This window comes from Rhodovarius lipocyclicus (assembly GCF_009900765.1).
Taxonomy (GTDB): domain Bacteria; phylum Pseudomonadota; class Alphaproteobacteria; order Acetobacterales; family Acetobacteraceae; genus Rhodovarius; species Rhodovarius lipocyclicus.
This window is the reverse complement of record NZ_JAAABL010000004.1, coordinates 171,581-183,101: the sequence shown is the minus strand read 5'-3', so window position 1 is coordinate 183,101 and position 11,521 is coordinate 171,581. Positions and strand designations below refer to the sequence as shown.

Sequence of the window (11,521 nt, the reverse complement as noted above, 5' to 3'; positions counted from 1 at the left end):
GGCCATAACGGCGGAACAGGCCGCTCAGGTGGCCCTGCACCACGCCCAGGCTCTCAGCCCCGCAGGCGATCACCCCCAGCGAGTAGCGTGAGTGGTCGTCCAGCACCGTCAACGGATGGCAGCGGCCCGCATCGGTGGGGATGTGACCCTTGAAGTCCATCTGCCACAGATCGTTGGGGGCCGCGTGCTCGAAGCGCTGGTGGGGGCGGTGAGAGGCGGCCTCGGCCGGGTCCAGCAGGCCGTGGCGTCGCAGCACCTCGGTGACGGTCGAGGGGGCGGGCACGTCCTGCCGCCCCAGGTCGTGCAGGCGGCGCGCCAGCTTGCGCCCGCCCCAGGCCGGGTGGGCCTGGCGCAGGGCGATGATCTCGGCCTCCATGGCCGCGGGGCAGCGGCGGGGGCTGTCATGCGGGCGGCGCGAGCGGTCGTGCAGGCCCGCCTCGCCTTGCTCCCGATAACGGCGCAGCAGGCTGTGGCCCGTCTGACGGCTGATGCCGAAGCGGCGGCATAACTCCGCCACTCCCACCCCGTCTTGCTGCGCCAGCCTTACGAACTCTCGGCGACTGTCCATGATCGATACAGGCTTCCAGGGCATCGCTCCGCTCCCGCGAAACTCTCACCCAAAAACCGTCAACCATCTCTCCGAACATCAGTCAGGGATGTGTCCGGTCTGAACAGGGGGCGAAGCCCCCTCTCACCCCGCCATGGTGCATCCGCCTTCCGACAGGGGCCGCATCGCCTGGTCCGCCGGGATGGTGCCGGTCAGCTTGTACAGGTCCCAGCCGGTGCGCACTTCGGCGGGGGTTTTCACCTCGAACAGGTAGACGGGGTGCAGTTTGCGCCCGTCCGAGCGCACGCTGCCGGGGCCGAAGCAGTCGTCGTTGGTGGGCAGCGCTTTCATTTGCGCCACCGCCGCGCGGCCGGAGGCCTTGGTGGCCGCGAGGCCCAGCGCCTTGGCCGCCTTCAGATAGTGCAGCACGGCGGAGTAGGCGCCGGCGTGGTTGGTGCTGGGGTAGATGCCCGTGGGCATGGCGGGCAGCACGCGCTGGGTGAAGGCGCGGGTGCGGTCGTTCAGGTCCCAGTAGAAGGGCTCGGTGGTCAGCAGGCCCTGGGCGGCCTCGGCGCCCATGGCGCGCACATCGCCCAGCAGGCACAGCAGGCCGACCAGCTTCATTCGGCGCGTCAGGCCGAATTCATGGGCCTGCTTCACGGTGTTCACCGTGTCGGTGCCGGCATTGGCCAACCCCAGCACCTTGGCGCGGCTGGCCTGGGCCTGCAGCAGGAAGCTGGAATAGTCGGTGGTGGAGGGGAAGGGATAGCGCGTCTGGCCCAGCACGCGGCCGCCCGCGGCCTCCACCGCCTGGGCGGTGTCGCGCTGCAGCGCGTGGCCGAAGGCGTAGTCGGCGGTCAGGAAGAACCAGGTGTCGCCGCCCGCGCGCACGGTGGCGCTGCCCGCGCCATGGGCCAGCATCCAGGTGTCGTAGGTCCAGTGGACATGGTTGGGGCCGCAGCGGCTGCCATGCAGGTCGGCGGTGGCGGGGCCGGTGGCCAGGAACAGCTTGTCCTTCTCCCGCGCCAAATCGGCGATCGCCAGGGCGATGGAGGAGTTGTTGACCTCCAGGATCGCGTCCACGTCCTGCCGGTCGTACCATTGCCGGGCGATCTGCACGCCGACATCGGGGCGGTGCTGGTGGTCGGCGTGCAGCACCTCGACATCCAGGTCGATGCCCTGGGCCTTGGCGTCCGCGATGGCCAGCCGCACGCAGGCCATGGTGCCCAGCCCCGAGAGGTCGCGGTACGGCCCCGACAGGTCGCCGAGGATGCCCAGCCGCAGCACCTGGCGGTTCTGCGCCCGTGCGGTAACGGGCAGGGCGGCGGTGGCGGCGATGGCGCCGCGCCGGGTGATGGTGTGGATCATGTTTCCCCCTTGATGCTGTAGATGCGCGCGGCGGTGTCGTGGAACAGCGCCGCCTTTTCGTGGGCCGAGGCCCCGGCCGCGAGCCGCTTGAAGGCGTTCCACAGCGCGGTGTAGCCGGTCATGCCCTTGTCGACCGGGAAGTTGCTTTCGAACATGCAGCGATCGACGCCGAAGGCCTCGATGCAGCTCTCCATCCAGGGGCGCCAGGCCTCGGCCATCTCGGCGCTGCTGGGGGGCGCGGGGCGCTCGTGGAAGGCGTTGCCATGGGTGCGCATGGCCAGCCCCCCCAGCTTCACCGCCACATTCGGGCATTGCGCCAGTTCGCGGATGCTCTCCCGCCACGGGGCGAAGGTGGCCTCCCGCGTGTAGGGGCCCACGCCGAGCGGCCCGCCCAGGTGATCGAGGATGATCCGCGTGCCCGGAAAGCGCCGGGCCAGCGCGATCAGCTCCGGCAATTGCGGGTGGTACAGCCAGGCGTCGAAGGACAGGCCGAGCGGTTCCAGCTGGGAAAAGCCCTGCTGGAAGGCGGCGTCGCGCATCAGCCCCGGCGGCGGGATCACGGTGGTGCTGCGGGTGTCGGGGCTCGCATCCCAGGCGGTGATGTGGCGGATGCCGCGGAAGCGCCCGCCGCCCGCGATCAACTGCGCCTCCAGCACCTCCCGCACGGCGGCCCCCAGCCGCAGGTCGGCATGGCCCACGATGCCGGCGCAGGCGCGGGTGGGGCCATACAGGCCGCTTTCCGCCATGGCGGCGGCGCCGGCGACGAACTCCGTCTCGCCCAGCGGGCGCAGCGCCTCCGGCCCCCAGGCGCGCCACATGGCGCGGCATTCCACGAAGACGGTGGCCAGGATGTTGTGCCCGCCGCCCGTGTCGCCCAGCAGCTCATCCAGCAGGTAACGCGGGCGGGAGACGTCCCACAGGTGATGGTGCGGGTCGATGATCGGCAGGGCAGGGTCGAGCGCTTCCTCGGCCTGTTGGGCCAGCCAATCGGCCCGCACCGGCAGATGCGGGTTGTGGTGGGTGGCCATGCCTCAATCCAGCCGGATGTTGAGGCGCTGCACCATGGCGCGCTCGTAGTCGGCGCGGGTCGCCACGAAATCGGCGAACTGCTCGGTGTTCAGGTATTGGCGCGGCATGTCGAACTGGTTGAGCACGCGCTGGTGCGCCTCGCTCATCAGCGCGGTGTGGAAGGCGTCATGGATCAGCTTCACCCGCCCCGGGTCCATGCCGCGCGGGCCCGAGAGGCCGTAGGGGGAGGTGACGACCATATCGTGCCCCAGCTCCTTCAGCGTCGGCACGTCCGGCAGGCTGGGCACGCGGTTCTCGGTCCAGACGCACAGGGCGCGCATCTGCCGGTCCTCCACCATCGGCTTCCAGCTGGAGGCATCGGCGATGCTGTTCACCTGGCGCGACAGCACGCCCGTCACACCCTCGGCCGAGGACCGGTAGGGCACGTGCAGCATCTCGCCGCGCACGCGTTCCAGCAGCTCCTCCATGGCCAGGTGGTTGGTGGTGCCGATGCCGCTGGTGGCGTAGCTGAGCGTGCCGGGGGCGGCGCGCATGGCGGTGACGAACTGCTCCCAGTTCTGCCAGGGGGAATCGGCGCGCACCGCCACCCCGTACATCCAGCCCGCCAGGCGGATGATGTGGCTGTAGTCTCGCACGGCATCCCATTGCGGCTGACGCACCATGAAGGGCCGGCGGATCACCGACAGGTGCATCTGGCCCAGCGTGTAGCCATCGGGGGCGGCACTCGCCAGCGCCTGGCAATGCAGCGTGCCGCCGGCGCCGGGCCGGTTCTCGATGACGATGGGCTGGCCCAGGATCTGGGCCGCCCCCTCCGCCGCCGAGCGGATCTGCACATCCGAGGATGTGCCCCCGGTCCAGGGCACGAACAGGCGGATAGGGCGCGAAGGGAAGCGTTCCTGCGCCACGGCGGGTGCGGCGATAACGGCGCCAGCGCCGGCCAGCAGGGTGCGGCGAGTGGTCATGGTGGTTTCCTCCGGGTGATGGGGGCCGTTTTCGGCCTCTCCGTGATGGTGGGGCTTAGGGCATGTAGCTGCCGCCGCCGATGTCGATGGTGGTGCCGTTCAGATAGCTGGCGGCATCCGAGGCGAGGAAGGCGGCCACCTTGCCCACATCCTCGGGCTCACCCAGGCGCCCCACCGGGATGCGGGCCAGGAAGGCCTCGTTCATGCCCGGCGCGGCACCGGCCACCATGTCGCTGTTGATGCGCCCCGGGGCCAGGCTGTTCACGGTGATGCCGTGGGGGCCGAGCTCCATCGCCAGGTTGCGCGCCAGCCCCATCAGCCCGGCCTTGGAGGCGCCGTAATAGGCCCCGGTGATGGAGCTGGGCACATGCGCCGCCTGGCTGGTGATCATGATGATCCGCCCCCAGCCCTGCGCCCGCATGTTGGGGATGCACAGCTTCGACAGCAGGAAGGGCCCGGTCAGGTTCACCGCCAGCACGCGGTTCCATTCCTCCAGCGGGATGTCCTGCACCATCCGCTTGCGGCCATCGACCTTGGGCGAGATGCCGGCATTGTTCACCAGCACCGACAGGTGCGGCCACCAGTCGCCGAGGGCCACGGGCAAGGCGGTCACGGCCTTCTCGTCCGAGACATCCAGGCGGATGGCGCGGGCCTGGAAGCCTTCGCCGCGGAGCGCCTCGGCGGTGGCCTCCACCTGGTCCAGCACATCGGCCAGCACGACGGGGTGGCCGGCCAGGGCCAATTCGCGGGCGATGCCCGCGCCCAGGCCGCGGGCGGCGCCGGTGACGAGGGCGACACGGTTCTTGTTCATGGCGTCAGCATCACCTTGCTGGCGGCGCGTTGCCGCGCCAGTTCGAAACCCTCGATGCCGCGTTCCAGCGGCAGGCGGTGGGTGATCATGGGGCGGAAGCTTTCTGGGTCGCGGCCCAGCATGGCCAGCACCTTGTCCCAGGTGGGGCGCGCGGTGCCGTGGCTGGAACGCAGCTGGTGGCGCATGCGGACGAAATCCGTCAGCGCCAGGGTCAGCGGGGCAGGGTGGATGCCGACCGCCACGATCACCCCTTCCTTGCGCAGCACGGCCAGACCGTCATTGATGCTGGCGGGATGGCCGGTGGCTTCCAGCACCACATCGACCTTGCCCTGGATCTGCTCGGCCAGCGGGGCGTCCGCCACGTCGATCAGCTCGGAAAAGCCCAGTTCGCGCAGCACCTCGAAGCGCGGCGCATCGGCGCGGCCGGCGACAATCACCCGCGCGGCACCCGCCGCGCGGGCCATGATGGCCAGCGCCTGGCCGATGGTGCCGGGGCCCAGCACCAGCACGGTGTCGCCCAGGCCCACCCCGCCCACCAGCACCGCCTGGGCGCCGACGCCGAGGGGTTCGGTCAGCGCGCCCAGCTCCGCGTCCACATTGGCGGGCAGGGGCAGGCAATTGGCGGCCGGCAGGGTCAGCCGCCCCGCGAAGCCGCCATCGCAGGTCAACCCGATGGAGCGGCGATCGGTGCAGTTGCGGGCATCGCCGCGCGCGCAGTTGGCGCAGCGGCCGCAGGCGATGCCGGGCATGACCGTCACGCGCGTGCCGGAGGGCAGGGACACGCCCGCTCCGGCCGCCTCGACCACCCCCGCGAACTCATGCCCCATGGTCAGCGGCAAATGCGGCACCATGAAGCCGTAGCCGTCCGTCCACTCATAGGCATGCACGTCGCTGCCGCAGATGCCCACGGCCTCGACGCGCATCGTCACCTCGCCTGGGCCCGGGGCGGGGGGCTCCGGCGCCTCGGCCAGCGACAGGCCGAAGCCCGTGGCCTGCTTGCGCAGCGCCCGCATCAGTACGGCTCCGGGTAGTGGCCGTGATACATGGTGAAGGGCGGGCGCGCCTCGGGGTCGGTCAGCACCTCGATCAGGTTGGGCGCGTTGCTGGCGAAGGCGGTGTCGAGTGCCGCGCCGATCTCCTCGCCGCGCTCGATCCGCACGCCCGCGAGGCCGCAGGCGCGCGCGATGGCGGCATGGTCCACCTCGGCGAAGTCGCAGGCGATGGTGTGGTCGCCGTATTTCATGTCCTCTGCGTGTTTCTGGAAGCCGAGGATGCCGTTGTTCAACACGATCACGGTCACGGGGATGCCCATGCGGCGCAGGGTCTCCAGCTCCGCCCAGCTGTGCCCGAAGCCGCCATCGCCGCAGAGGCAGACGACGCGGGAGTTCGGCGCCGCGATCTGCGCCCCGATCGCCATAGGCACGCCCCAGCCGAGGCCCGCGAGGCCGCGCGGCGTGAGGAACCGCTGTCCCGCGCGGCGCGCCGTCAGGAACAGGTTGATCCAGTTCGAGGAATAGGAGGCATCGGCCACCACGATGGCGTCATCGGGCAGGCGGCGGTCCAGCTCGGCCATGACGCGCTCCGGCCGCGCCGGGCTCCCGTCGCGCGCCAGCAGGCCGGCGACGCGCGCCTGGTATTCGGCGATGCCCTGGGCGATGCGGGCCTCCAGCGCCGGGCGGGCGGCGGCGCGCACCGACAGGTCCTGGCGCAGCATCGCTTCCCGCAGGGCGTTGAGCGTCAGCTTGGCGTCTCCGGTCAGGCGCAGCGCCTCATAGTTGCGGCCGATTTCCAGCGGGTCGGGGTCGATGTGGATGAAGGTGGCGTCGCGCGGGTACAGCTTCCAGCTGTCGGTGCCGTTCTGGTTGGTGCGGTTGCCCACCAGCAGCACGACATCCGCGCTTTCGATGATGGGCCGCGCGAAATGCGACCGCGCGCCCGGGCCCATCGTGTTGCCCACCACGCCGAGCGACAGCGGATGGGTCTCCGCCACGCCGCCCTTGCCCATGAAGGTGGTGCCGACCGGCAGATGCGCGTCCTGCTGCAAGGCCGCCAGCTCGGCCGTGGCGAAGGACAGATGCACGCCGCCGCCGGACAGGATCACGGGGTTCTTCGCGCCCGCCAGCAGCTTCGCCGCCTGCTCGATGCGGGTGGGGTCCGCCAGCGTGCGGTCCAGCGGGAAATGGCCATTGTTCGCGCGGCGGTTGGAGGCGGCGGCCGCCTTTTCCAGCAGCAGGTCGGCCGGCAGCAGCAGCACCGCGGGGCCGGGCCGGCCGGAGGTCGCGGCCACGAAGGCCATGTCCACGTAATCCTCCAGCCGGTCGGCGCGGTCGATGCGGCGGGTGAATTTGCTGACCGCATCGAACATGCGGATGTGGTCCAGCTCCTGGAAGGCGTTCTTGTCGGTGGTGTCGCGCGTCACCTCCTGCACCAGGGCGATGACGGGCACGCTGGCCTTCATCGCCTCGGCCAGCGGGGCGACCAGCAGGGTGGCGGCGGGGCCGTTCTGCGCCGTGACCACGCCCACCTTGCCGGAGATGCGGGCATAGGCGTCGGCCATGGCGCCGCCCATGTTCTCCTGCCGGTAGACCGCCTGGTGGATGCCCGCATGCGGGGCCGCGAGGTGGAAGGCGGAGGGCAGGGACTGGCCGAAGGTGACGGTCACGCCATGGCGGGCGAAGGCCTCGGCCAGGCGCAGGGCGACATTGGCGTTAGCCGTGGGCGCGTTCGCCATGATGGTATCGGGCACGACGTTTCCTCAGTCTTGTTGTTTGCTATAGCAAATGCGATATGGCGAGGATCGTCAAGCGAGGGGCTGCATGGACGGGGGCACGATGCTGGCGCCGGTGGCGCGCGAGGAAAGCCTGACCGAGAAGGTCTATCGCAGCCTGCGCGGCGCGCTGACCGGCGGGCGGCTGGTGCCCGGCCAGCGCCTGGTGCACCGCGCCCTGGCCGCCGAACTGGGCGTCAGCCCCACCCCGGTGCGGGAGGCCCTGCTGCGCCTGGTCTCCGAAGCCGCGCTGGAGCTGGACGCGCGCGGCATCGCCTGGGTGCCCCGCCTGGTGCCCGAGCGCTACCAGGAGATCGTGGAGCTGCGCGTGGAGCTGGAAGGCCGCGCCACCGCCCGCGCCACGCAGCTTGCGACCCCCGCCGACCTGGCCGCGCTGCGCGCCCTGCATGCCGGCGTGGCCGAGGGCCGTCGCACCCGCAACCCGGCCTTGGTGCTGCGGGAGAATGAGCGTTTCCACTTCGCCCTGCTGGAGCTGGCCCGCATGCCCGTGCTGACGCGGCTGGTCGAAAGCCTGTGGCTGCAGGCCGGCCCCACCATCAACCTGCTGTTCCGCCCCGGCGCGCCGGCGGTGCAGGGCGCCCACCCGCATGAGGATCTGCTGGCCGCGATGGCGGCCGGTGATGCCCCGGCCGCCCGCCGCGCGATGGAGCGCGACCTGCGCGAGCACGCCGCCCTGATCACGCAGGCCCTGCAATCCGCCGCCCCCCCAACTCCCGGAAAGTAATGGGGGAGCTTGAGGGGGGAAGCCGTTTCCCCCTCAATGGGAGTTTGAGGGCAAGGCCCTCAACCCACCCACGGAGGACCCCATGGCGCGCATCCCCGGCTTCTGCACGCTATGCCGTTCCCGCTGCGGCACGCTGAACACCGTCGAGAACGGCCGCCTGGTGAAGGTGGAGCCCAACCCCGACCACCCCACCGGTGCCGCCATCTGCGCCAAGGGCCGCGCGGGCCCCGAGATCGCCCACGCCACCGACCGCCTGACCGTGCCCTTGCGCCGCACCGCGCCCAAGGGCGCCGCCGACCCGGGCTGGCAGCCCATCGGCTGGGACGCCGCGCTGGATGAGATCGCGGCCCGGCTGTCGGCCATCAAGGCCGCGCATGGCGCGGAGGCGGTGGGCTTCGCCGTCACCTCGCCCTCCGGCACGCCCATCGCCGATGCCATCGACTGGGTGGAGCGTTTCATCCGCCTCTTCGGCAGCCCCAACACCGTCTACGCCACCGAGATCTGCAACTGGCACAAGGACAGCGCGCACGCCTTCACCTTCGGCACCGGCATCACCACGCCGGACTACCGGAATGCGGAGCTGATCGTCCTGTGGGGCCACAACCCGTCCCATGTCTGGCTGGCGCAGGCCGAGGCGGTGGCGGCGGGCCAGAAGCGCGGGGCGAAGCTGATGGTGGTGGACCCCCGCCGCACCGGCTCTGCCGCGCAGGCCGATCATTGGCTGCGGGTCCGCCCGGGCACCGACGCCGCGCTGGCGCTGGGCCTGATCCGGGAGGTGATCGAGCAGGGCGGGCATGACGAGGCCTTCCTGCGGGAATGGACCAACGCCGCCTGGCTGGTGCGCGAGGATGACGGCCGCCTGCTGCCCCCGGGCACCGAGGCGCCGGAAGGCGTGGCCTGCCGCCCCGTCTTTGCCTTGCTGCGCCAGGCCGTGGCGCCCTGGACCCCCGAGCGCACCGCCGCCGAGACCGGCGTGCCGGCCGAGCAGATCGTCGCCGCCGCGCGGGCCATCGGGGCCTCCCGCGCCACCAGCTATTATTGCTGGACCGGGGTGGGCCAGCACGGCAACGCGACGCAGACGGACCGCGCCATCGCCATCCTGATGGCGCTGACCGGCACATGGGACGTGCCGGGCGGCAACCGCGAATACCGCCGCCAGCCGGCGCGCCGCGTCAACGGCAACCACCTGCTGCCGCCCGGCCAGGCGGAAAAGGCGCTGGGCCTTTCGGCCCGCCCGCTGGGCCCGCCCGCCATGGGCTTCGTCACGGCCGACGACCTGTACACGGCGGTGCTGGAAGGCCGCCCCTATCCGGTGCGGGCATTGGTGGGGATGGGAGCGAACATGCTCGTCAGCCAGGGCGACACGGCGCGGGCGGAGGCGGCGCTGAAGGCGCTGGATTTCCACGTCCAGACCGATCTGTTCGAGACCCCCACCGCCCGCTACGCCGACATCCTGCTGCCCGTCAGCGCCCTGTGGGAGCGCGAGGGGCTGCGCATCGGCTTCGAGCTGAACGAGGCGGCGGAGGAGCTGGTGCAGCTGCGCGCCCGCATGATCGACCCGCCCGGCGAGGCGCGCTCGGACCTGGAGATCGTCTTCGCGCTCGCCACGCGCCTGGGTCTTGGCGAGGCCTTCTTCCACGGCGACATGGACGCCGCGCGGAACTGGCAGATCGAGCCGCTGGGCATCGACCTGGCCATGCTGCGCGCGAACCCCGGGGGCGTGCGCGTGCCGCTGCCGCAAACCCCGCGCCTGTACCGCGACCGCAGCCCCGCCTTCGCCACCGAAAGCGGGGTGGTCGAGATCTATTCGGAAAAGCTGCTGCGGCATGGCTATGCGCCGCTGCCCGTCCACCAGCCCGTGCCGCCGGCCGACCCGGCCTTTTCGCTGCGGCTGACCACGGCCAAGAACGGCTTCTACTGCCACAGCCAGCAGCGCGGCCTCGCCTCCCTGCGCCGGCGCTCGCCGGAGCCGATGGCCGAGATCGCGCCCGCCGCGGCCGCCGCGCGCGGCATCGCGGATGGCGACTGGCTGGTGCTGACGACGCCGGTCGGCGAGGCACGCTTCCGCGCGCGGCTGGATGCCGCGCTGGCCCCCGATGTGGTGGTGGCCGAATATGGCTGGTGGCAGGGCTGCGAGCCGCTGGGCGAACCCGCCCCCACCGCCAGCAGCTACAACAGCCTGGTGGCCTCGCTGGGTGCGGACCCGATCAGCGGCTCCGTGCCCATGCGCGGCATCGCCTGCCAAGTGCGGCGGGAGGGCAACGCCGCCTGGGCCGGTGCGCTGGTGGTGCGCGAGCTGGTGCGGGAGGCCCCGGACGTGACCTCCGTCATCCTGTCCGCCCCCGATGGGCGGCCGCTGCCGTCCTTCCTGCCGGGGCAGTATCTGCCCGTCACGCTGGGCGGGGTGGAGCGGCGCTATTCCCTCTCCGCCGCACCGGGCGAGACCTATCGCCTGACGGTGAAGCGCGTGCCGGGCGGCGCCGGCTCCGGCCATGTGCATGACGCGCTGCGGGTGGGCGATGTGCTGCCCGCCCGCCCGCCGGGCGGGCATTTCACCATGCCGGTGGCGGCGCGCGTGCCGCTGGTGCTGATCGCGGCCGGCATCGGCATCACCCCCTTCATGAGCCTGCTGGAGAGCATGGCGCACCATCCCGATCCCGCGCGGGTGGTGCTGCACTATGCCTATCGTGGCGCGGAGAACGCCGTGTTCGGCCCCCGCCTGCGTGAACTGGAGCGGCTGCTGCCGGGGCTGACCATCATCCACCATGACAGCCGGGCGGGGCGCCGCTTCGCGGTGGCCGATGTCGCGCCCGCGCTGATCGCGGCCCGCGCCCGTTTCCACATGTGCGGCCCGCCCGCGATGCTGAAGGAGGCGACCGAGGCGCTGGTCGCGCGCGGCGTGCCGCGATTCGACATCTTCCAGGAAGCCTTCCTGGCCCCGCCCCCCGCCGAGCCCCCGCCGCCCGACGCCGTCTTTCCGGTGCGCTTCGCGCGCTCGGGCATCGAGGCACTATGGCGGCCGCAGGCCGGGTCGCTGCTCGATCTGGCGGAATCCCACGGCCTGCGCCCGCCCAGCGGCTGCCGCACCGGCCAGTGCGAAAGCTGCGCCCTGCGCGTGCTGGAAGGGGCCGCGCGCCATCTTGTCATGGTCAATCTGGATGACCCGGATTGCTGCTTGGCGTGCCAGGCTGTACCCAGTACTGCATTGGTCATAGACGCTTAGGTATTTGCTGCACTGCAATATAAATGTTGCGACGCACCATACTATGGTGCGCCGCACAAATAACGCATG

9 protein-coding genes are annotated in these 11,521 nt (G+C 71.5%); 2 read left to right on the top strand and 7 right to left on the bottom strand.

From position 1 onward, the window contains the following. The 7 genes from GT007_RS07225 to GT007_RS07195 all read right to left on the bottom strand — a co-directional run. On the bottom strand, window positions 1-568 hold a 568-nt coding region (locus tag GT007_RS07225; RefSeq protein ID WP_160120917.1), incomplete at its 3' end, for a helix-turn-helix domain-containing protein. A gap of 123 nt (window positions 569-691) precedes the next feature. Beyond that, window positions 692-1,915 (bottom strand): ABC transporter substrate-binding protein, encoded by a 1,224-nt coding sequence (locus tag GT007_RS07220; RefSeq protein ID WP_160120916.1) that lies wholly within the window; start codon window positions 1,913-1,915, stop codon window positions 692-694. Beyond that, window positions 1,912-2,943, bottom strand: coding sequence for an amidohydrolase family protein (locus GT007_RS07215; protein WP_160120915.1), 1,032 nt, complete (start codon window positions 2,941-2,943; stop codon window positions 1,912-1,914). Before GT007_RS07215 ends, GT007_RS07220 begins: the two co-directional genes overlap by 4 nt. A 3-nt stretch (window positions 2,944-2,946) precedes the next feature. Next, window positions 2,947-3,906, bottom strand: coding sequence for a tripartite tricarboxylate transporter substrate binding protein (locus GT007_RS07210; RefSeq protein ID WP_160120914.1), 960 nt, complete (start codon window positions 3,904-3,906; stop codon window positions 2,947-2,949). A 55-nt stretch (window positions 3,907-3,961) separates the two neighbouring features. Continuing rightward, window positions 3,962-4,717, bottom strand: coding sequence for an SDR family NAD(P)-dependent oxidoreductase (locus GT007_RS07205; protein ID WP_160120913.1), 756 nt, complete (start codon window positions 4,715-4,717; stop codon window positions 3,962-3,964). Beyond that, window positions 4,714-5,730, bottom strand: a complete 1,017-nt coding sequence (locus GT007_RS07200) for a zinc-dependent alcohol dehydrogenase (RefSeq protein WP_160120912.1) — start codon at window positions 5,728-5,730, stop codon at window positions 4,714-4,716. Before GT007_RS07200 ends, GT007_RS07205 begins: the two co-directional genes overlap by 4 nt. Further along, the gene (locus GT007_RS07195) at window positions 5,730-7,463 is read right to left on the bottom strand and encodes an acetolactate synthase catalytic subunit (protein WP_236571544.1); all 1,734 of its coding nucleotides are present in this window, start codon (window positions 7,461-7,463) and stop codon (window positions 5,730-5,732) included. Before GT007_RS07195 ends, GT007_RS07200 begins: the two co-directional genes overlap by 1 nt. Before the next feature lie 70 nt (window positions 7,464-7,533). On the opposite strand from GT007_RS07195, the gene GT007_RS07190 reads away from it, so the two are divergent. Together GT007_RS07190 and GT007_RS07185 are read left to right on the top strand one after the other, a co-directional pair. Beyond that, the gene (locus GT007_RS07190; RefSeq protein WP_160120911.1) at window positions 7,534-8,229 is read left to right on the top strand and encodes a GntR family transcriptional regulator; all 696 of its coding nucleotides are present in this window, start codon (window positions 7,534-7,536) and stop codon (window positions 8,227-8,229) included. 82 nt (window positions 8,230-8,311) lie between these two features. Continuing rightward, window positions 8,312-11,452 (top strand): molybdopterin-dependent oxidoreductase, encoded by a 3,141-nt coding sequence (locus GT007_RS07185; RefSeq protein WP_160120910.1) that lies wholly within the window; start codon window positions 8,312-8,314, stop codon window positions 11,450-11,452. Window positions 11,453-11,521 lie beyond the last annotated feature (69 nt).

Coding starts and splice junctions, on each gene's coding strand:
- GT007_RS07220 (WP_160120916.1), bottom strand. CDS start 1,915: ATGATCCACACCATCACCCGGCGCGGCGCCATCGCCGCCACCGCCGCC.
- GT007_RS07215 (WP_160120915.1), bottom strand. CDS start 2,943: ATGGCCACCCACCACAACCCGCATCTGCCGGTGCGGGCCGATTGGCTG.
- GT007_RS07210 (WP_160120914.1), bottom strand. CDS start 3,906: ATGACCACTCGCCGCACCCTGCTGGCCGGCGCTGGCGCCGTTATCGCC.
- GT007_RS07205 (WP_160120913.1), bottom strand. CDS start 4,717: ATGAACAAGAACCGTGTCGCCCTCGTCACCGGCGCCGCCCGCGGCCTG.
- GT007_RS07200 (WP_160120912.1), bottom strand. CDS start 5,730: ATGCGGGCGCTGCGCAAGCAGGCCACGGGCTTCGGCCTGTCGCTGGCC.
- GT007_RS07190 (WP_160120911.1), top strand. CDS start 7,534: ATGGACGGGGGCACGATGCTGGCGCCGGTGGCGCGCGAGGAAAGCCTG.
- GT007_RS07185 (WP_160120910.1), top strand. CDS start 8,312: ATGGCGCGCATCCCCGGCTTCTGCACGCTATGCCGTTCCCGCTGCGGC.